At 51.4% G+C, this 20,791-nt stretch carries 16 protein-coding genes, 1 rRNA gene and 1 riboswitch; of the genes, 11 read left to right on the forward strand and 6 right to left on the reverse strand.

The features are described 5' to 3' along the window. Positions 1 to 234 precede the first annotated feature (234 nt). Positions 235 to 885: a phosphate signaling complex protein PhoU gene (gene phoU / locus BLP63_RS15970; RefSeq protein WP_092593379.1), complete on the forward strand. Its 651-nt coding sequence runs from the start codon at positions 235 to 237 to the stop codon at positions 883 to 885. A 191-nt stretch (positions 886 to 1,076) separates the two neighbouring features. After that, the gene (phoU, locus tag BLP63_RS15975; RefSeq protein WP_092593381.1) at positions 1,077 to 1,724 is read left to right on the forward strand and encodes a phosphate signaling complex protein PhoU; all 648 of its coding nucleotides are present in this window, start codon (positions 1,077 to 1,079) and stop codon (positions 1,722 to 1,724) included. A 145-nt stretch (positions 1,725 to 1,869) separates the two neighbouring features. Here the strand turns inward: phoU (BLP63_RS15975) and BLP63_RS15980 are convergent, their stop codons facing one another. From BLP63_RS15980 to BLP63_RS16000, 5 genes are read right to left on the reverse strand one after another with little or no spacing between them, the layout of a single operon-like run. After that, on the reverse strand, positions 1,870 to 3,087 hold the full coding sequence (locus tag BLP63_RS15980; protein WP_207646494.1) for an aspartate kinase: 1,218 nt from the start codon (positions 3,085 to 3,087) through the stop codon (positions 1,870 to 1,872). Between the two features lie 9 nt (positions 3,088 to 3,096). Beyond that, positions 3,097 to 4,011 (reverse strand): homoserine kinase, encoded by a 915-nt coding sequence (thrB, locus tag BLP63_RS15985; RefSeq protein ID WP_092593385.1) that lies wholly within the window; start codon positions 4,009 to 4,011, stop codon positions 3,097 to 3,099. Beyond that, the gene (gene thrC, locus BLP63_RS15990; protein WP_092593387.1) at positions 4,012 to 5,070 is read right to left on the reverse strand and encodes a threonine synthase; all 1,059 of its coding nucleotides are present in this window, start codon (positions 5,068 to 5,070) and stop codon (positions 4,012 to 4,014) included. An 11-nt stretch (positions 5,071 to 5,081) separates the two neighbouring features. Then, positions 5,082 to 6,323 (reverse strand): homoserine dehydrogenase, encoded by a 1,242-nt coding sequence (locus BLP63_RS15995; RefSeq protein ID WP_092593389.1) that lies wholly within the window; start codon positions 6,321 to 6,323, stop codon positions 5,082 to 5,084. A gap of 17 nt (positions 6,324 to 6,340) precedes the next feature. Next, a complete protein-coding gene (locus tag BLP63_RS16000; protein ID WP_207646493.1) occupies positions 6,341 to 6,781 on the reverse strand; it encodes an ACT domain-containing protein in 441 nt (146 codons plus the stop codon). 676 nt (positions 6,782 to 7,457) lie between these two features. Here BLP63_RS16000 and BLP63_RS16010 point away from each other — a divergent pair. From BLP63_RS16010 to BLP63_RS16040, 7 genes are all read left to right on the forward strand, one after another. Beyond that, positions 7,458 to 7,769 (forward strand): carboxymuconolactone decarboxylase family protein, encoded by a 312-nt coding sequence (locus BLP63_RS16010; protein WP_330387192.1) that lies wholly within the window; start codon positions 7,458 to 7,460, stop codon positions 7,767 to 7,769. Positions 7,770 to 8,143: 374 nt separating this feature from the next. Then, positions 8,144 to 10,114, forward strand: a complete 1,971-nt coding sequence (locus BLP63_RS16015; RefSeq protein ID WP_330387193.1) for a DNA gyrase/topoisomerase IV subunit B — start codon at positions 8,144 to 8,146, stop codon at positions 10,112 to 10,114. Between the two features lie 12 nt (positions 10,115 to 10,126). Then, positions 10,127 to 12,622, forward strand: a complete 2,496-nt coding sequence (locus BLP63_RS16020; RefSeq protein WP_242870951.1) for a DNA gyrase/topoisomerase IV subunit A — start codon at positions 10,127 to 10,129, stop codon at positions 12,620 to 12,622. 403 nt (positions 12,623 to 13,025) lie between these two features. Then, positions 13,026 to 13,892 carry a shikimate dehydrogenase gene (aroE, locus tag BLP63_RS16025; RefSeq protein WP_092593399.1) on the forward strand — a complete coding sequence of 289 codons (867 nt, stop codon included), beginning with the start codon at positions 13,026 to 13,028 and terminating at the stop codon, positions 13,890 to 13,892. After that, positions 13,889 to 15,262: a 3-dehydroquinate synthase gene (aroB, locus tag BLP63_RS16030; protein WP_139159856.1), complete on the forward strand. Its 1,374-nt coding sequence runs from the start codon at positions 13,889 to 13,891 to the stop codon at positions 15,260 to 15,262. The genes aroE and aroB overlap by 4 nt, the downstream gene beginning before the upstream one ends. 45 nt (positions 15,263 to 15,307) lie before the next feature. Then, positions 15,308 to 16,429 (forward strand): chorismate synthase, encoded by a 1,122-nt coding sequence (gene aroC / locus BLP63_RS16035; protein WP_092593401.1) that lies wholly within the window; start codon positions 15,308 to 15,310, stop codon positions 16,427 to 16,429. 91 nt (positions 16,430 to 16,520) lie between these two features. Further along, entirely contained in the window at positions 16,521 to 17,147 is a 627-nt protein-coding gene (locus tag BLP63_RS16040; protein ID WP_092593403.1) for a carbonic anhydrase, read from the forward strand. 90 nt (positions 17,148 to 17,237) lie between these two features. Here BLP63_RS16040 and BLP63_RS17245 read toward each other — a convergent pair whose 3' ends face one another. Then, the gene (locus tag BLP63_RS17245) at positions 17,238 to 18,950 is read right to left on the reverse strand and encodes a diguanylate cyclase (protein ID WP_278278147.1); all 1,713 of its coding nucleotides are present in this window, start codon (positions 18,948 to 18,950) and stop codon (positions 17,238 to 17,240) included. A gap of 47 nt (positions 18,951 to 18,997) precedes the next feature. Beyond that, positions 18,998 to 19,073, reverse strand: a riboswitch (cyclic di-GMP riboswitch). A gap of 608 nt (positions 19,074 to 19,681) precedes the next feature. On the opposite strand from BLP63_RS17245, the gene BLP63_RS16050 reads away from it, so the two are divergent. Further along, positions 19,682 to 20,083: a hypothetical protein gene (locus BLP63_RS16050; protein WP_092593407.1), complete on the forward strand. Its 402-nt coding sequence runs from the start codon at positions 19,682 to 19,684 to the stop codon at positions 20,081 to 20,083. Between the two features lie 429 nt (positions 20,084 to 20,512). Continuing rightward, positions 20,513 to 20,791, forward strand: a 16S ribosomal RNA gene (locus BLP63_RS16055); the annotation flags it as partial.

The following is a 20,791-nucleotide window of genomic DNA, read 5'->3' on the forward strand; positions in this document are numbered from 1 at the left end:
AACATTTTAAGGAGCAAAAGATATAAGTGCATTATTTTTTTGAAAAAAATAATGCTGGGGAGGAATCACCCACCCCAACATTTATTATAGAGCCTTTATTTAATCAGTTCGAGAGCCTGGAAATTGCCTCCTCTTTGAAAAGTTCACCTGAATTTAACATCAGTCTAACCTTGAGACAATATTACCGGCGTATTATGACCTTATATGAAACGCGAATAGGAGGTAAGGTTCCCCTTGAATCGACCTAAATTGGTACTTAATTTGAGAAAAATGGATGATTTGATGATGACTATGATCATCCTGATCCAGGAACAGCTGGAAACAGTGAAAACGGCCCTGATCAACCAAGACAAAGCGCTGGCCTATCAGGTTAAAAAAATGGATAAGCGGATTGATGACCTGGAAATGGAGATCGAACGCGAGTGTATTGACGCCATAGCGCTGCAGCAGCCCTTGGCCTGCGACCTTAGACGCATTGAGTCAACGCTGAAGATGATCACAGATCTTGAAAGAATAGGGGATAACAGCGTCAACATTGCCCGCATTGTGCTGTCGCAAAAGGAACGCTTCACTATCAAACCGATGATCGAGCTTCAAAAGCTTTTTGAGCTGGTGATGCTGATGCTCCGTCAGTGGACGGACAGTTATGTGCGTTCCAGCGTCGAGCTTGCGGTACTGACGGCGCGCATTGATGACGAAGTTGACCTGATCTACGAAAGCTTTTACAGAGGGATGCTCGAAGTCCTGGTGGATCATCCGGGAAAGCGGGATCAAATCGTGGCTTATTTGTTTATTGGAAGATATCTTGAGCGAATGGGGGACCACGTCACGAATCTCAGTGAGCGGGTAGTCTACTCGGTGAGCGGCGAACGGGTAAGCTTTTAGTCAACAGGGCACGTGTCATAGGATGCGTGTCTTTCCTTGCGTTTCGAACTTGTAGTTTCACAAAAAGTTGTGTATAGTCAAAAAAACACGTTATAATACCTTAAAACGCGTCAAATCGCGTCAGAGAGCATTTGTGCTCTTTCCAGAGGTGCAGCAAATTTTATTTTTATTTAAGGAGGCTTTTTACGCGAATGCGAAAAGGTTATGATGCCAAACTGAAAGAAATCAAGGACTTAATTTTAGAGATGGGCAATATTGTGGCGGACGAGATTGAGGTGGCCATGGTGGCACTGCTGACACAAAACGCCGAGCTGCTGGGCCGCGTCAGAGACCTTGAAGCTCAGTCTGACACCCTTGAGCACAGAATCGAGGACCTCTGCATCAGCCTGGTGGCGCTTCAGCAGCCCGTCGCCAAGGACCTGCGCCTGATCACCTCGGCACTCAAAATTGCCACGGACCTCGAGCGGATTGGCGACCACGGTGTCAACATTGCGGATGTGGTGGAGAAGCTCAGTAAAGAAGACTACATCAAGCCCTTGGTCGACCTCCCCAAAATGGGTTCCCTGGTCAACAAAATGATCCGCGGAAGCCTCTCCAGCTTTGTCCACGAAGACGTGGAGGAAGCTTGCAAGGTGGCTCAGCTGGATGATGAAGTGGACGGGATTTATGAGACCATGTACATGGAGCTCCTGGACATGCTCACCGGCAATCGTGACTACATGGACCAGATCATCAATTTCCTGTTTGTAGGCCGCTTCCTGGAACGCGTGGCAGACCACGCCACCAACATCTGCGAAGCCTCCATTTACCACGCCAGCGGCAAGCGCATGGAATTTTAAAGATTTTTAGGGCCGATGGTCACAGCCCAACACCCCCAGGCAGCCAATTAAAATAATATGGCATAGTTCTACAGCAAAAAAAAAGGAAGGCTCAGCCAAATCTAATTGGCCCAGCCTTCCTTTTATGGTTTTTTGACAATGGTCACTAAACAATATCCAGCCGATCCAGCGCAAACGCCGTATGCAACTGACGCAGAGCCTCGTCGCACTTCTCGGAGTCAATGATGCAGGAAATCTTAATTTCCGAGGTGCTGATCATCTCAATGTTGATGCCAAGATCAAACAGCGTTCCGAAAAGCTTGGAAGCGACCTCGGCGTTGCCTGTGATGCCGGTGCCCACGATCGAGATCTTTGAGACATTCTCCTTTTCAAGAACTTCACCTTGCCCGCCAATCTCATTCAGATATTCGCGGCTGACCTGCGCGGCTTCGTGGAGGTCATCCAGCGCGACGGTGAAGGAAATATCATTCTTCGCAGCGTGGTTCAGGTTCTGAATAATCATATCAATGGTGATGTGGTGGTCTGCGAGCTTTTTGAAAAGTCCAAACGCTATGCCCGGCTGATCCGGGACGTTGGCGACGGCAATGCGTGCAATGTTATTGTCGAGCGTGACGCCACGCACGAGTACTTGTTCCATACGATTCACCTCTACGACCCGGGTTCCGGGATGATCACTGAAAGTTGAGCGGACGACGAGTGGGACATCATGTTTTCTGGCGAGCTCTACGGAGCGGGGGTGCAGGACCTGGGCGCCCAGCTTGGCGAGCTCGAGCATTTCATCGTAACTGATTTCGGGGAGCTGGCTGGCATGTGGGACTTTACGGGGATCCGCGGTGAAGACGCCTTCGACGTCCGTGTAGATTTCGCAGAGGTCCGCTTTGACCGCGGCCGCCAGGGCGACGGCTGTCGTGTCTGAGCCGCCGCGGCCAAGGGTGGTGATGTTCCAGTCTTTGGTTACCCCTTGGAAGCCGGCGACGATGACAATCTTTCCATCGGCAAGCTCTTTCAAGACGCGGGTTGGATCGATGCTGGCAATACGTGCCTTTTTGTGGGCTGTGTCTGTCAAAATGCCGGACATGCCGCCAGTCAGGGAGATTACGGGTTCGCCGGCGGCCTCAATAGCCATGGCCAGCAGCGAAATGGAGATCTGCTCACCGGTGGAGAGCAGCATGTCCATTTCCCGTGAAGACGGGTGGGGGTTGATCTGGGCGGCCTTTTCAATCAGCTCGTCGGTGGTGTCCCCCATAGCGCTGACGACAACGATCATATCGTTGCCTTTTCGCCTGTTCTCGACGACCCGCTGGGCGACGTGCTGGATGCGTTCAACGTTGGCGACGGAGCTGCCGCCATATTTTTGTACCATTATTCCCAATTAAATCACCTCAAGACTAACGCCGCTGTGGCAGATTTCGAGTTCGTAGGTTTTCCATTCAAGGACTTGCGTTTCAAGTTTAGGACGGATGCGTTCCGCAAAATTCGTGTCTTCTTCGGGCACCAGCGCAATCAGGGTAGGGCCGGCGCCGCTGACGAACTCACCGAGGGAGCCCTCGCGGCGGCAAATTTCAAAGATGGCCTCCGCGCCCGGGATCAGACGCAGGCGGTAAGGCTGGTGGATCCTGTCGCCAAGGGCGACGCGAAGCTTGCTGAAGTCACCGTGGCAGAGGGCTGTCACCAGCATGGCGACGTGTGAGACGTTGTAGACCATATCCGCCCGTGTGTAGCTGTCCGGCAGTACCGAACGGGCCATATGCGTAGACAGCTTGTAGTCCGGCACCATGACGAAGAGCTTGAGACCCGGTGCTATGAGCACCTGGCTGGAGGTGACCTCGCCATCTTCTCCAACGGCGGATATGACCATGCCGCCTTCAATGCAGGCGACGACGTTATCCGGATGCCCTTCGAACTTGGTCGCGAGGGCACAAATCTCTTCTTTTGTCATTTTGCCGCCCATCAGGTAGTTTGCGGCGTAAATGCCCGCGACAATGGACGCGGCGCTGCTGCCGAGACCTCTTGAGACGGGGATGGCGCAGCTCTTGGACCAGAGCTTGTATCCCGGGCATTTAAAGCTGAACTGATTAAACACAGAGGCCATGGTCGTCAATACGAGGTTTTCCTCGGCGCATACGGGTGCCTCCATGACGTTTCCAGAGTCATCCTCCCAGATGAATTCAAAGACACCATTCGCTTTTTCGACCATTATTTCGTTGTACAGGCCAAGGGCCACCCCGAGTACGTCAAAGCCCGGGCCAAAGTTGGCGGAAGTGGCAGGGACTTTAATTCGCAGCATTTACTTCAACCCCTTCAGTACCGCGGCCTCGATCGCGTTGTAATCGTCGTCGATAACCTCGGTCATATTGGCGTATTTAATGGCGGTGTCCGGATCCTTCAGGCCGTTGCCGGTAAGGACGCAGACCACGCGGGCGCCTTTTTCAATCTTGCCTGCCTCATAGGCTTCCTTGAGGCCTGCAACTGAGATGCAGGACGCCGGCTCTGCAAAGATGCCTTCTGACGTGGAGAGCATGCGGTAAGCTTCGAGGATTTCTTCATCCGTGCGCTTGCCAATAAAGCCATTACTTTCTGCGAGGGCTGCTTCCGCTTGCTTCCAGCTCGCCGGGTTGCCTATGCGGATGGCAGTAGCAATGGTTTCAGGATTCTTGACAATGGCACCGTCGACAATAGGTGCTGATCCAGCCGCCTGCCAGCCGAAGAGTTTAGGGAGGGACTGGGCCCGACCAAACGCCTTGAATTCTTTAAAGCCTTTCCAGTAAGCCGTGATGTTGCCGGCGTTGCCCACCGGGATGAAGAGGTAGTCCGGCGCGTCGCCAAGGGCGTCGACGACTTCGAAGGCAGCGGATTTCTGGCCTTCAATGCGGTAAGGGTTGACGGAGTTTACCAGCGTCACCGGATGCTGCTCGGAGACCTTGCGGACCAGCTCCAGGGCAACGTCGAAGTTACCTTTGATAGGGAGGATCTCAGCGCCGTAAGCGACCGCCTGAGCCAGCTTGCCCAGGGCAATCTTGTTGTCCGGGATCAGGACGAAGGCCTTCATGTTGGCGCGGGCCGCGTAAGCCGCCGCAGAAGCCGAGGTGTTGCCGGTGGAGGCGCAGATGACCGCCTTAGCGCCATCCTCGAGGGCCTTTGTGACCGCCATGGTCATGCCGCGGTCTTTAAAAGAACCCGTTGGGTTGAGGCCGTCATATTTTAAGTAAATTTCAATGCCTGGAAAACGCTTTTCAAGATTGTGTGCCCGGATCAGCGGCGTGTCGCCTTCATTTAAAGTGACGACGCAGGTTTTGTCGCTGACGGGAAGGAATTCGCGGTAACGGTTGATCAGTCCTGTATACATGAGTCGGCCTCCTAGTCGTACATCAAAAAGTATTTTACATCCTGGACAAAGTCACGGGATTTCATTTCGACAATTTTTTCATAGAGCTCCAGCTCGTCCTCGGTTTCGACCACAAAGAAGACATTGTCTAAATCATTGAGTCGATAGAGTTTGAGAGCATGGATTGGGAAGGACCCGAGAACCAGGTCTATGGTCTCCGGCATGCTGGTGACCTTCAGCCGGACCAGCCATTTGGAGCGGCGGGCGTAGTATTTGGAGAGCTTGTAGTTGGTGTCATCATTCAGCGGAAGGACCATGTCGACCTTGCCGGTTAAGACATCCAGGAGATCCCCGTACACCGCGCTGGCCGTTGGGAACTTGCCGGCGCCTTTGCCGGTGAACATGACTTTGCCTACGGCGTCGCCCTCGACCTCTACGGCGTTGTATTCGTTGTCAATGTGGCCTAAGGCGCTGTGCTTGTGTACAAGCGCTGGTCTCACCGAGCAGTGGATCTCGCTGCCGTCCCGGGTGCTGACGGCCAGGAGCTTGATCTTGCGGTCGATTTCCCGGGCGTTCTGAATGTCCGTCTTGGAGACGCCGTCCACGCCCTCGACCTTGATCTCTTTCCAGCGGATCATTTTGTCGTAGGCGATTGAGGCCAGGATGCAGAGTTTTCTGGCGGCGTCGTAGCCCTTGACGTCCGAGGTTGGGTCTGCTTCTGCGAAGCCGGCTTCCTGAGCCATTTTCAGGGTTGTGTCATATTCTAAGTTTTCCTCGTACATCTTTGTGAGGATGAAATTGGTGGTGCCGTTGACTATGCCGGCGATCGATTCGATCCGGTTGCCCTTCAGGGATTCCCGGAAAGGCTTGATGACCGGGATGCCGCCGCCCACGGCCGCTTCGAAGCTGACGCTGGCGTTGTGGTTCCTTGCGACTTCCATGAGCTCCAGGCCGTGCTCAGCGATCAGGTCCTTGTTGGCGGTGACGACGCTGACGCCACGCTCGAGGAGGGCCCTGACGTAAGTATTCGCGGGTTCAATGCCGCCCATGACCTCGACGACGATGTCAGGCTGCTGCGCCAGGATCTCGTCGAAGGAGGTGGTCAGGAGACCATCGGCACCCCTGCCCTGGTACTTCTCAATATCCCTGACGAGGATGCCCGTCAGCTGCAATTCATTGTGATACTTGCTTTTAAGGTAACCACGGTTGCGCTCAAGCAGTTCCACGACCCCTGAACCTACCGTGCCAAACCCCAACATTACGACTCGTTTCAAATTGTTCACCACCTATACTATTCAATTGCTACGATGTTCATTTTTTTGACGCCTTTCGAGCTGCGCAGGGTCTCGATCAGCTCGTCGAAGGTGCACTGGATCTCGCTGATGTCGAAGGTGATCGAGGCGTTGGCAATGCCGTTGATAGGCGCGTCCTGGCTGATGGTCATGACGTTGCAGTTTTTCTCGGCGATGGTCTGCAGGAACTGGCTGAGCACGCCGGATTCGTGGGAGAGCAGCAGGGAGATGGTGATGCGCTTGCCCATGGCGCCCTCTGCGAGGGGGAAGACGTGATCGCAGTACTTGTAATAGGTGCTGCGGCTGATGCCGACGGCTTTGACCGCGTCTGTTACGCCGTCATAGGTGCCGTTCTTGAGCAGCTCTTTGGCCTCGAGGACTTTGACGTAGACCTCTGGGACCGCTTCGACGCTGAGGATGATGAATTTGCTCTTGTCCAAGGTGATCCTCCTTCGTTTCTCCTCATGGTGCGGATGGTGCGGTGGATAGCTGTTGTGATACGTGGTTGTTTTTGGTTGGTTTTTGTTGTTTTTTTTGTTGTTTTTTTTATTTATGGACTGCTTTTTTGTGGGTGGCCGCCGTGGGCGGACGGGCTTGATGCTTTTAAAGAAGTGTCCGCCGATGGTCACCTGGCTGTATTTCAGATGTCGGAGCATTGTATTTATTAACGAACAAAATCGTTCCTTGTCGTACAACTGTCCGCTTGAGGGATACTATAACACGCTGGGGCGGACAGTGTCAAGCAAAAAGGAGGCTTTGAGCCCCAAATTTTTGTGTTGATTTTATGGGGTGTTGGATCGGGCTCAAAGCTTCATTTGGAAGGGGCGGAACCAGCGTCGGTATGTTTACAGATGAAAGTGTTCGTGAAAAAATCCTTGAGTTTTTGTGCCGCGGACAAATTGTGGTGGGGGACAGGGACACATGGTAGGGGACAGGGACACATGGTAGGGGACAGGGACGCGTGGTGGGGGACTGGGACGGATTGAGTAGGGTGGTTGGGGGACCATCGGCAAAACTCTTTCCTTAAATAGAAAGAGGCAGGACTGGATGTTTAGTTGACGAAACTCTTTGTTTCGACAGCGCGGTTTCAGGTATCTATAGTAAGAGGTGATGATCGTGAAAAAGCGAACTGAAAATTTGAATGAGTTCATAAAACATTACCCTGAAGTATACGAGGCTTACAGGCAGTACGGCAAGGCGGTGCACGAGGAAGGCGGGCCGCTGGATGAGAAGACGCGCTGGCTGATCAAGGTGGCGCTTTCTGCGTCGTCCGGCTACAAGTTCGCGCTGAGGACTCACGTGGAAAAGGCGAAGAAGGCGGGCTGCACGGTGGAAGAGATCGAGCATGCCATTTTGCTGATCGCCCCAACCGTTGGTTTTCCAAAGATGATGGAAGCTATGATGGTGCTGCATGAGGAAGAGCAGTAAAAAGCTAACAGACGTGCATAAAAAAGTATAAATCCATGGCTCAGAGAGCTTGCTCTCTGGACCATGGATTTATACTTTTTTGTATAGGGCGCATGCTATAAGCGAGCGAAGCGAGGACGGACCCGAAGCGCAGTGAAGCTATAGGCGCCAGCCGCGAGGGGTACGTCAGGCGGCTTGAGGTGTAAATTGAGCTCTTACCCCATCATGAGCTTATTTGGTCCGGCCCAGTCCCGCGCCACTCGCCCCAGTCCCGCACCACCCGGCCCAGTCCCGCACCAAAAGCCCCTGTCCCCCACCAAAAAATTCTGTCCCTGTATAGCCTTTCAGTCTGTTATAATAGGGATGTGCGACCATTTTGAGAGGTGTTTTGATTGGTGAAACAGACGAAAGCATATGATAATGAGAGTATTACCTCCCTGAAGGGTGCCGATCGGGTGCGGAAGCGTCCATCGGTTATTTTTGGGTCGGATGGGCTGGAGGGTGCGAAGCACACTTTTTTCGAGGTGCTGTCCAACTCCATTGACGAGGCCAGGGAAGGCCACGGCAAGGAGATCACGGTCATCCGCCACGCGGACCGCTCCATCAGCGTCATCGATAAGGGCAGGGGGATCCCGGTAGAGTACAACAAAGCCGAGGCGCGCTACAACTGGGAGCTGATTTTCTGCGAGCTCTACGCCGGGGGCAAGTACAACAACATCAGCGGGGAAACCTACGAATATTCCCTGGGTCTCAACGGACTGGGCCTCTGCGCCACCCAGTACAGCTCGGAATACATGGATGTGGAGATCGTCCGGGACGGGCATCTCTACGCGCTGCGTTTCGAGAAAGGCGAGAACGTGGGGGGCCTTTACAAGGAGCTGACAAAGCAGAAGAAGACGGGCTCCACCATCAAGTGGCGGCCGGACCTTGACGTGTTCACGGACAACGCGATCCCAAGTGAATACTTCGAGGAAGTCCTCAAGCGCCAGGCCATTGTCAACAAAGGGCTGCGCTTCATCTACCAGGATGAGAAATCCAACACGACCCGGGAATACATCTATGACAACGGCATTGTGGACTACCTGGACGAGATCGCAGAGGACAAGCGCTTCACCCAGATCAAGCACTATTCGGACGAGGGCACGGGCCGGGACAGGCCGGACAAACCTGCGTACAAAGTCAAGGTGGAGATGGCCTTCTGCTTCAACAACGAGGTCAACCTCATAGAGTACTACCACAACTCGAGCTACCTCGAGCACGGCGGTTCCCCGGACAAGGCAGTAAAAAGTGCCTTCACGGCGGAAATCGACCAATACATCAAAAAACAGAACAAATATCAGAAGAACGAAAAGAAGATCAGCTTCGTGGACGTCCAGGACAGCCTGGTGCTGGTGGTCAACTCCTTCTCCACCATGACCAGCTACGAGAACCAGACCAAGAAAGCTGTCACGAACAAATTCATCCAGGACTTCATGACAGAGTTCATCCGCAAGAAGCTGGAAGTCTACCTTATAGAGAACGCGGAAGACGCGGAGCGCATCATTGACCAGATCCTGATCAACAAGCGCAGCCGGGAGAAGGCAGAGTCCACGCGGCTCAACCTCAAAAAGGCCCTCAGCAGCAAGACAGACCTGATGAGCCGGGTCAAGAAGTTCGTCGACTGCCGGACCAAAGACCTGGACCGCCGGGAGATTTACATTGTGGAAGGCGACTCCGCCCTCGGCGCCTGTAAGCTTGCCCGTGACTCGGAGTTCCAGGCCCTGATGCCCATAAGAGGCAAGATCCTCAACTGCCTGAAGGCGGACTACGACAAGATTTTCAAGAGCGAAATCATCATTGACCTCATCCGGGTGCTGGGCTGCGGCGTCGAAATCAAGTCCAAGCACGCCAAGGAATTTGACACCTTCGACCTTGACAGCCTCAACTGGGACAAGGTCGTGATCTGTACCGACGCGGACGTGGACGGCTTCCAGATCCGGACGCTGGTCCTTTCCATGATCTACGCCCTGATGCCGACCCTGATCCACGAGGGCAAAGTCTTCATTGCTGAGACCCCCCTCTACGAGATCTCGACAGGCAAGAAGACCCTGTTCGCTTACAGCGACAAGGAGAAGACCGAGCTGCTCCAGACCGTCAAGGGCAACTATACCCTGCAGCGGTCCAAGGGCCTTGGCGAGAACGACCCGGAGATGATGTGGCTCACGACCATGTCCCCGGACACCCGCCGTCTGATCCGGATTGAGCCTGAGGACATCGAGCGCACGGAGCGGATGTTTGAGGTTCTCCTGGGGGATGACCTTGAGGGAAGAAAAGAATTCATCGAGCAGTACGGGTACGAGTACCTGGATCAGCTCGATTTAAGCTAAGAGGTGAAGCAGTTGCCAAAGAAGAAGCATCCAAACGACGCGCCACACCAGATGGACCTTGAAGAGACCTTTGATCTGGAGGAAGTGGAAGACGAAGAAGAAATAGAAGAAATAGAAGAAATAGAAGAAGATGAAGACGTGTATGCCGATGGTGACGACACCACACCAGAGGACGAGGAACCACAGGCAGAGGGCTCTGACACTGATGAAAAAAAAGCCGCCAAAGCCTCGCCAAGGAAAAAACGCGGCAGCTCCAAAAGCAAAAAAGCCAGAGCCGGCAGCACCAGCAGCCGCATCTTAGGCACCCACAACCCGCCGGTGCCCCAGCGCATCACGGAGACCCTGGAGCAAAACTACATGCCCTACGCCATGAGCGTCATCCTCTCCCGGGCCATCCCGGAGATTGACGGCTTCAAGCCCTCCCACCGGAAGCTCCTGTACACCATGTACAAGATGAAGCTCCTGGACGGGCCGCGGACCAAATCCGCCAACGTGGTGGGTCAGACCATGAAGCTCAACCCCCACGGGGACCAGGCCATCTATGCCACCATGGTCCGACTGACCAAGGGCTACGACGCGCTGCTTCAGCCCTACGTGGATTCCAAGGGTAACTTTGGCAAGGTCACATCCCGGGACATGCGCTTCGCGGCTTCCAGATACACAGAAGTCAAGCTGGACGGGATCTGCAATGAGATATTTAAGGACATTGACAAGAACACCGTCGATTTCGTGGACAACTACGACGGCCGCATGAAAGAACCAACCCTGCTGCCAACAGTCTTTCCCAATGTTTTGGTCAGCGCGAACCGGGGCATTGCCGTGGGCATGGCCAGCAACATCTGTTCCTTCAATCTGCGGGAGGTCTGTCAGGGGGTCATTGAATACCTGAAGAACCCTGGCTTTGATGAAACCAAAGTCTTCACCGGTCCGGACTTTCCTACCGGGGGCTACCTCCTTTACGACGAGCGGCAGATGGCAGACATCTACCGGACGGGCTCGGGCTCCTTCAAGCTGCGGGCCAAATACCGGTATGACAAGTCGGAAAACCTGATTGAAATCTATGAAATTCCGTACACCACCACGGTCGAAGCCATCCTTGAAAAGATTGTCGACCTGATAAAGAATAATAAGGTCAAAGAAATCAGCGACCTGCGGGACGAGACAGACCTCAGCGGCCTCAAGATCGCCCTCGAGCTCAAGCGGGGCGTCGATCCGGACGCCCTCATGGCGAAGCTTTTCCGCTACACGCCCTGTGAGGACAGCTTCTCCTGTAATTTCAACCTGCTGATTGACGGTCGCCCAACCGTGAAGGGCATCAAGGGCATATTGGAAGCCTGGCTGCGTTTTCGCAAGGACTGTATTCGCCGACGACTGAACTATGATCTTTTGAAACTGACGGACAAGCTGCATCTCCTCTATGGCCTCAAGGCCGTAGTCATGGATATTGACCGGGCCATCCGGATCATCCGTGAGACAGACGAGGACAGCCATGTGGTCCCAAATCTGATGGCGGCCTTTTTCATTGATGAGCTTCAAGCGAACTACGTCGCGGACATCAAGCTCCGTCATTTGAATAAAGAATACGTCCTGGAGCGGCTGACGGAAACCAAAGCCCTTGAGGAACAGATTGAAAAGATTAAGAAGACCCTCGAAAATGAAAAAGAAATCGACAAGATCATCATTACTGAGCAGCAGCAGATCATTAAGAAATATGGCAAGGACCGTAAGACCGAGGTCGTTCACTTGAACGAAGTCAGAGTTCACGAAGAAAAGACGGTCATTGACGCCTTCCCGCTGAAGCTCTTCTTAACGGAGCACGGCTACCTCAAAAAGGTGTCACTGGCTTCCCTGCGCATGGCCAGCAGCCATAAGCTCAAGGATGAGGACCGCATAGTCCAGGCCATGGATGGCACCAATGGGGACGACATCCTGTTCTTTACGGACAAGTGTCAGGTCTATAAGTTCAAAGCCCATGAAATGGATGAGCACAAAGCCTCAACCCTGGGCCACTACGTTTATAACCTGATTGAAACGGAACCGGACGAAAAGGTCCTCTATGTCGTCAACACCTCGGATTATGAGGGTGAAATGGTCTTCGCCTTTGAAAATGGCAAAGTGGCCAAGGTGCCGCTGAAGGCCTACGAAACCAAGACCTACCGCAAAAAGCTGATCAAAGCTTACTCGGATGAAGCGAAGCCAGTGGGGATCTTCTTCACCAAAGACGGCGGCGAGCTCTTCCTGGTTCGCAGGGCCGGGGCGGATGCGTATACGGCACTTGCCTTTGATCTTGCCCTTGTGGCCCAGAAGGCGTCCAAGAACACAGTAGGCGTTCAGTCCGTACGGCTTAAGAAGGGCAGTCACGTGGATTACGCCATGCTGACGGAGCCGGGCAGTGAGATCGTAGCACCTTACGTCGTCTCTAAAATCCCGGCCTCAGGCAAAGTCCTGGATCCAATGACGCTGCTTGAGCTGCGCGAAAAGCTGGAGCCGGTGCTGGAAGAGGCTTAAGGCATAACGCTGGGCGCATCCATTTAAGGTTCAGAGGAAAATACAGATTATATTTTGAACATAATTTCTGAGAGTGACATTAAAAGGATAAAGACTCTATGATGGGCAGCTCTGAAAAAATCAGGGGGGTTCGCATACAGGTCTTTATCCTTTTTTGTATGCAATTGAGTATTTCTTTGTCCTGTGGGCGTATAAACAATCAATCGCGAAAAAAGTAGGCGGACGTAGTGCTGTGGATGGGTTTGGTGGAGGGGAACGTGACCATCGGCAAGCGCCCTGCTATTATTTTCCTTCCATTTCTTTAGGACGTACTCACATTAATTACTGGACTTTTTGCAGGGGAGTCTGTATAATCAGTGAAAATTCACACAATGGAACAACCCATGAGCGAAGGAGAGTTTTTATGAATCTGACTGATGAAATACGCCTTTACGGCCTGATAGGCGATCCGGTAACTGGGAGCCGTTCCCCATGGATCCACAATACAATATTCAATGCTCTCGGACTCAAAGCGGCTTATTTGGCGTTCCACGTTGAGCCTACACGGCTGGGCGCTTCCATAGCGGGCTTCAGAGCCATTGGCATGGGTGGTTTCAACATTACGATTCCACATAAGCAGACGGCCATTGGGCATCTGGACGCGCTGGATCCCTTTGCTGAAAAGCTGGGCGCCGTCAATACGGTGGCCATTACGCCGGAGGGTCTCATTGGCTACAATACGGATGGGCCGGGGCTGATCTCAGTACTGCGTCGTAAGATAGGCGCCATTGAGGACAAGAAGGTTCTGATTCTCGGGGCCGGCGGCGCTGCCCGGGGTATTGCAGGGTCACTTCTCTTCAACGGCGTCAAGGATGTGGGCATTTGCAACCGCACCTGGACCAAGGCAGACGCGCTGATCCGGGACCTTGAGATCTTTGGCAAAGCTCACATTGTAGACCGTGAAAACTTTAAGGATTATGATCTCGTCATCAACACGACCTCCGTGGGCATGTACCCGTTTGAGGACGCGACGCCGGTGGATATCAAATACCTGCATCCTGAAGCGGACGTCTGTGACATTGTCTACAAGCCCCGCAGGACCCGTCTGATCCGGGAAGCGGAAGCGGCTGGCCATAGAGTGATCTTTGGCATTGACATGCTGATTGAGCAGGCTGTCCTCGCGGAAAAAATCTGGTTCAATCTCACAGATGAGCAGGTGGATCACGCAAGAGAGCTGATTCATACCGAGCTGATGAAAGCCCTCCAGGCCACTGAGGGTGATACAAAGTGAAGCCTTTGCAAGAGGAAGCCATGGTTGACGCAGCTGGAAACGCCACGTCGGGGGTGGCGAAGAACCTTCAAAAAACTGGCGGTGAGCACTCTGTGCTTCAGATGCAGCTCAAAGGCCAGGACCATCACTATGACATCCATATTGGGCCACAGGCCCTTTCACAGCTGCCGCTGCTTCTGGGCGCCCGGCGCTGCGCCATAGTCACAGATGACGTGGTATGGGCCCTTCATGGGAAAACATTGTGCGGCGCGCTCGGGTTGTCACGTGTGGTGATGTCGCAGCTGGAGGGATGGAAACCGGTTTCAGATGAAACACTGCATTTGCCGCAGGCTCAGGACGAGGGCAGCATTCAGCTGCTCTCCGTCTCAGTCGTTCCAAATGGCGAAGCCAGCAAGAATATGGATCAGTTGTCGAGGCTGTACAAGGATTTTGTCAAAGGGGGTCTGACCCGCCGGGACATGGTCATTGCCTTTGGCGGCGGTGTCATAGGCGACCTTGCGGGCTACGTTGCCGCCACCTGGCTTAGGGGCGTTGATTTCATTCAGGTCCCCACCAGCCTCCTGGCTATGGTGGACAGCAGTGTGGGCGGTAAAGTCGCTATAGACCTCCCAGAGGGAAAAAATCTTGTGGGCGCCTTTCACCAGCCCAAAGCGGTGCTGGTGGATCCCAGGTTCCTGGATACCCTGCCGAGAAGACAGCTCAGGGATGGAATCGCGGAAATGGTGAAAGCCGCCATGATCCGGGACGAGGCACTATTGCCTATGATTCTGGAGCAGTTCAGTGACCTGTCAGGGGCGTCTGCAGCGGCTTCGGAAATTGATTCGGAAATGGCTTCAGAAATTGCATCGGAAATGGTTTCCCAGACCACGCCGGCTGCTGATGTTGCGTCCCGGCAGAATAAATCTCAGACAACCCTGTCAATTTCGTCGATGCCTGAGATCAATAAGCTTTTGAAACGCGCCATCAACATTAAGAAAATTGTTGTCGAATCGGATGAAAAGGAAATTGGCGACCGCAAGCTCCTGAATTTTGGTCACACGCTGGGACATGCCGCTGAAAGCAGGGTCGGCTACAATCCAGAGCTCATGACCCACGGAGAAGGGGTCGCTTTTGGGATGCAGTGGATCACAAGGATTTCAGAGAAAAAAGGTTTGTCTGAGCCTGGGACGTCCGCACTTCTGGAGTCCGCCCTGGCACAGCTGGGCTTTGAGATTGCTCCGCTGCTTGATTTTTCTTCACTGAAAAACTGGGTTCTCCGGGACAAGAAGATGACGGAGAAAGGACTCGAAGTCATACTGATCCGAAAAGCCGGTGAGGGCTACGTCTACAGTCTGGCGGCCGGAGACGTGGATGATTTTTTTAACAAATAATATAACCGACCTATAACGAACACCCCTGAAAGGAGACCTACCACTATGAGAAGCACTTGGGGCAGAGCTATTCAATACTCACTGTTTGGAGAATCCCATGGCCCAGCCATTGGCATCACCATTCACCACCTGCCAGCCGGCTTTAGACCTGACCTGGACAAGCTGAAAGCTGCCATGGCCCGCAGAAAGCCCGGAACAGGCGTTTATGCCACCAAACGTTCAGAAAAAGACGAATTTGAAATCGTCTCCGGATTTTATCAGGAAGCCTTGACCGGCGCGCCTTTGACGGCTCTCTTTAGAAATGAGGACACCCGCTCAAGCGACTATGAGTCACTGAAGCGCTTTCCAAGACCCTCCCATGCAGATTTTTCCGCAAACGAAAAATACCATGGCTTTAACGACCCGCGGGGGAGCGGTCACTTTTCAGGCCGTTTAACTGCACCACTGGTTTTTGCGGGTGCTTTAGCGGCTCAGATTTTGGAGTCAGAGCATGGCATCAGAATACTCGGACACGTCGCCCAGGTAGGGGATATTTTCGATGCGGGCATTGACGAAATGGCATCTCAAGTCACACAGGCCAACCAAATGGCCCTCGCACAAAAGGAAATGCCATTCTTTTCTGATGAAGCCATAGAGCAGGCAAAAACTATGCTGGCAAAGGCCCATGAAGAAGGGGACTCTGTAGGCGGTTCCATTGAAATAGGCGTCACTGGCTTACCCGTTGGCTGGGGGGATCCCGTCTTCGAAGGCATTGAAAGCCTCCTTGGACAGCTCCTGTTCTCCGTACCAGCTGTGAAAGCTGTCGAGTTTGGTGCCGGCACCGCTTTTGCGGGCATGCGCGGCTCCAAGTCCAACGATCCATGGCGCATGGAAGACGACAAGGTCGTCAGTGAAACCAACCACAGCGGCGGCATCAATGGCGGCATCACCAACGGCATGCCTATGCGCTTAAAAGTTACCTTCAGACCGGCTTCCAGCATAGCCCTAACACAGCAGACCGTGGACCTTCGCGAACACGTCAACGCAGAGCTCAGCGTCACGGGCCGCCATGACCCGACCATAGTCGTACGGGCTGTCCCGGTTGTAGAGGCTGTAACCGCCATAGGTCTCCTTGAGGCGAAAGCCAATGCCGCGGAGCTGCTCGGCCAGTTTCAAAAAAACAAATAGAAACAGAGACAAGCTCCTGAAAAGGCTATAAAGCTCATGGCAGCATCACGCCCGGCCATAACGCCACACTTTCTCAGAAAGGAATGGATTCATGCAAAAGCTGTTAGATGGTATTGTGAAATTCAGAAAAGACGACTTCGACACGCACAAAGAGTTGTTCTCAAGCCTGAAGCGTCAGCAAAAGCCCCACACGCTGTTTATCAGCTGCTCCGACTCCCGCATCAACCCAAACCTCATTACCAAAACCTTGCCAGGTGAGCTGTTTATCATAAGAAATATTGCGAACCTTGTGCCGCCTTACAGGTATACCGCAGAATATGTCTCCACGACCTCAGCTATAGAATACGCCGTATTAGCCCTCAACGTGGAAAACATTATTATCTGTGGTCACTCCAACTGCGGTGGCTGTGATGCGGGACTCAATTTGCCAGGCCTTCTCGTGAGCATGCCGCACACCAAAAAGTGGCTGGAGCTGGCGAGGCCCGCGAGAGAAAAAGTGCTGGCTACAATGAACAGTGAAGACCCGGAAGCCAAGGAATGGATGATGGAGCAATTCAACGTCATTGAACAGCTTAAGAACCTCTGGAGCTACCCGTACATTCGGGAGAGGGTAAACGCAGGAACCCTCCAGCTCAGCGGCTGGTACTACATCATAGAAACCGGTGAGGTCTTTATCTATGACAGGGAAGAGGGCGCCTTTGGCCTTGCAAATGGATAACCCAACTTAAGACAAAAATCAAAAAGGCTTTGAGAAGAACAGTCGATCACAAGACTGTCCCTGCTCAAAGCCTTTTATATTGCAATAGCACTAAGTTGCCGACCCAGCCTCCATCCGCCGGAGCGCGTACATATGCTCGTCGCTCCTATAGATTGCCGCACTCAGGGAGTCCTGAGACCCGTGGTAAGTCGACGTCCCTATACTCAAACGAAGGTTGAAGCTTTGGTTGGAAATTACTATTGGCACTGTAAAGCTTTCATGGATGCGGTTGACCAGGTCATGAACCTTCAGGTCAGGTAGTGCCTCTGCCAAAATGACAAACTCATCACCGCCATAGCGAAAGACTTTATCCGTTTCTCGAACACAAGCCTTAAGGCGCACGGCAACGGCTCTTAAAATTTCGTCCCCCGCAGCATGGCCATAAGTGTCGTTATAAGTCTTGAATTTATCAATATCTATGAAGAGGACATGGCTCCTTTGTGCATGGCGTTGATCCGGCGCAGAGACATTAATGAGCTGTTCAAGATGAAACCTGTTGAACGCACCCGTCAGCTGATCTGTTATAATGCTGGCTTCAAGGGATTCTTTCAAGCGCTTATGAGACACAAATTTTACAATGATGACTTCAGCAAACAGTAAGACCATGATTAAAGTGGCAAAAGAGGTGTTGAATGGATCTTCTCTCACAAAGAGCTCAGTAAAAGCCCCTGCGGCCATGATCAGATAGGCAAGGATTATAACCGGGGCGCCGTCAGCTTTCATTTTCAGGCCTTGTACCACAACCGTCAAAAAGTAGCCAGCCAGTATAAAAATTAAAACCTTATAAAGGGTAAAGTAAGCGTCGTAAATGGGCTTTGGCATAAAGAGCGTCAGGATCAGTGCGACTGCGGTTAAGCCGTGATAAGCGTATATCATGCCGCGTTTTGGCTTCACGAAGTCTAAGGCGCATGTCAAATAGCCAAAAACCGGGAGCAGCATGTAACCTATCATGTACTCAAGCCTGTTTTGGAGTACCCAGGACAAGTCGGGCACCATGCCAAAAATTTGTCTGTGCCCCATCATAGTCAAACGAAGTGCGGAAAGTATAGAGAAAACACCCAAAAATAACATAGACTTTTCATCCCTGGAAAAAGCGTACAACGCGAAAAAAAACAAACCTAAGGTCAGCATGGTGGTGTACAGATATGTTTCAACGAGCTTTTCTCTCATTGACAAAAAGAAAACAGACTCAACACTTCCAAAATAAGGTATCGTCCATAAGCCACCTTTACCGTTGTCAAAATTTGAAACCTCGATCAAAATTTCAGCCTTACCTTGGCCGTCCGCGTAGAAGACACCCTGCTCCGTCTTCATAAACGCGGAATAATCATCCGCGAATTTGCCCACAACACCGTTTGAGAAGACCGTTTTACCATTTGCTGAAACCCGGTAGGCTGCAGAAGCATCCCGAAGCATCATAGCGTAGTTCTTTAAAGGCTCAAGACCAGAAAGGCTTAGCCGATAGACCCCAAACCCAAAACCGCGCCCATCATACCGGGCATCTCCCGGCCACAAATGCGGCAATGTCGCAAGCGTACTTTTTTTTGAACTCGACTTTGTATTTAGATCCTCAGCAAGTAGGTTCGGGAAATACTGCCACTGGCCACCAAGCAGATAGAGTTCATTTTCATCCCAACCATTAAAATGAATCGAGCCTTCAAGAGCCTTTTGTGCGTTCGGTTCAAAGTTTGAAAGACGGATCCCCCATAGGGCCAGTGATAGTACAATAATTGTCGAGATCATATAAAACGTTCTGCTTCTCATAGCTTCACATCTCCAAACCAAATTTTGAACACAAAAAAAACTTCCCATTCGTCAGCTGGCTGCCAGTTTAAAGGCCCTGTAGCTTTGCGTCCCAATTTTTCAATTGGTTTGCCGTTTCGTGAAAAGCACGCTCTTCAGTTTATAATATAATCACACGGGAATTTACAAATAAATCCTATTTACACGAGAGGTTTGAAGATTTATTACTGTAGCTGAATAAAATTTTTGTTTGATTTTAATTATGAAGACGCCTGGAGTCACAGGCGTCACTAAAAATCAGATTAGTCAGATCGTCATATTTGATGTTTTCTTGGGCCTTTAAACACACTTACAATCTGATTTGCTTTACAGCCATTGTTCAGAATGCTCTCGAATATGATCCCTGCAGGAGGTACAGACATACTTATTTTTGAATCGAATCAAATCAGCAGGGCTATGACAAATTTCACATGTCATTTCGAATTCACCAGGTACTTTGTTTGCTGCGTTTAGGCTGCGATAGGTTGTTGAATTCATTCGAGGTATTTCCTCCCTAAAAATTATTTTTTATGGCAGTTTGAGTATAGCATTTCATTTTTGTAAAGTAAACTACAAACTACATTGTTTTCAAATAATTTCAAATTATTTGAAATTTCATTCAGGGTGCTTGAAAGGCGCTGCGTTGGTGTATAATAAAATTAACGCGAAAAATAGCTTGTTAGCTGACTTTTGTCTTCCAGGGGGGTTTTGAATTGAAAACAGGTGAGAAATTAAAAAAAACACTGAAGTGGATCACGGTGCTTTTATTTATTTTAACTCTGCTTAAAATTTATTATGAATTGAGATTTTTTGATTTGATGCTTGGGATTTATGAGGTAGAACGACATCAAAAGAAAGCGGCGCTTGTATCCAAAAAAGCCCTGATGTTCATTACAAAAAAGAGTGAAGCGGATTCCGCGATAAAAGAAAGAATGAGCGAACTGGGCTGGACGTATGTCGACACTTACGGGAATGGCTACATTTTCTCTAACGAAGATGAGGAGATTTTGCTCAGACGTCATGACTACGCTATTGGTTATTCGACCTTTGAAATTCAACCTGGAAAAGAATACCGGAAGACTTTTTCGGAGGAAACTGAAGCTGTTGAAGGTTAGATTATTTGTGATAATGCATTAGCTGAAATAGCGTATATAAAGAAGGAAATGTGATACAATTATTACCAAATCTCAGCGAAATAAAAAAACAAAAAAGAATAAGATTTACGGTTGACGCGAATGTAAATTTAGTGTTAAGATAACTAAGGTCGCTTGAGACGACTCCTAAGGACTGGGTAACCGGTCCTTTAACATTCGCCTCTTGCATGACTTTGAAGATCCTCGGACACAGAGTGTCAAGGCTTATATCAGCAAGACTCGATCCTTGAAAACTAAACAGTGTACAACCCAAAATTCTGAAATAAATGTCGGTTCTGCTTGGAACCGGCGAAGTGATTTCTGATTATGGAAATAATGCAGAGGTCAGTGTTACAAATGAGTTATGGTAAAAGGTGTTTGCTGAAAAGTAAATTACCGGATACCGGGATTATGATTAAGAGTTTGATCCTGGCTCAGGATGAACGCTGGCGGCGTGCCTAACACATGCAAGTCGAGCGCGATTAGTTGGAAGCGGAGACTTCGGTCAAAGAGAAGACTATGAAAGCGGCGGACGGGTGAGTAACGCGTGAGCAACCTGCCCTGTACAGGGGGATAGCCACTGGAAACGGTGATTAATACCCCATAACCCCATTGGATCGCATGGTCTGATGGGCAAAGCCTTGGCGGTACAGGATGGGCTCGCGTCTGATTAGCTAGTTGGTGAGGTAA

The sequence above is a fragment of the Acidaminobacter hydrogenoformans DSM 2784 genome (assembly GCF_900103005.1).
Classification (GTDB): domain Bacteria; phylum Bacillota; class Clostridia; order Peptostreptococcales; family Acidaminobacteraceae; genus Acidaminobacter; species Acidaminobacter hydrogenoformans.

Excerpts from the sequence above, each read along its gene's own strand:
- BLP63_RS15980 (WP_207646494.1), bottom strand. The coding sequence starts at position 3,087 with ATGGTACAAAAATATGGCGGCAGCTCCGTCGCCAACGTTGAACGCATC.
- BLP63_RS16040 (WP_092593403.1), top strand. The coding sequence starts at position 16,521 with ATGCAAAAGCTGTTAGATGGTATTGTGAAATTCAGAAAAGACGACTTC.
- aroE (WP_092593399.1), top strand. The coding sequence starts at position 13,026 with ATGAATCTGACTGATGAAATACGCCTTTACGGCCTGATAGGCGATCCG.
- phoU (WP_092593381.1), top strand. The coding sequence starts at position 1,077 with ATGCGAAAAGGTTATGATGCCAAACTGAAAGAAATCAAGGACTTAATT.
- thrC (WP_092593387.1), bottom strand. The coding sequence starts at position 5,070 with ATGTATACAGGACTGATCAACCGTTACCGCGAATTCCTTCCCGTCAGC.
- BLP63_RS17245 (WP_278278147.1), bottom strand. The coding sequence starts at position 18,950 with ATGAGAAGCAGAACGTTTTATATGATCTCGACAATTATTGTACTATCA.
- thrB (WP_092593385.1), bottom strand. The coding sequence starts at position 4,011 with ATGCTGCGAATTAAAGTCCCTGCCACTTCCGCCAACTTTGGCCCGGGC.
- aroC (WP_092593401.1), top strand. The coding sequence starts at position 15,308 with ATGAGAAGCACTTGGGGCAGAGCTATTCAATACTCACTGTTTGGAGAA.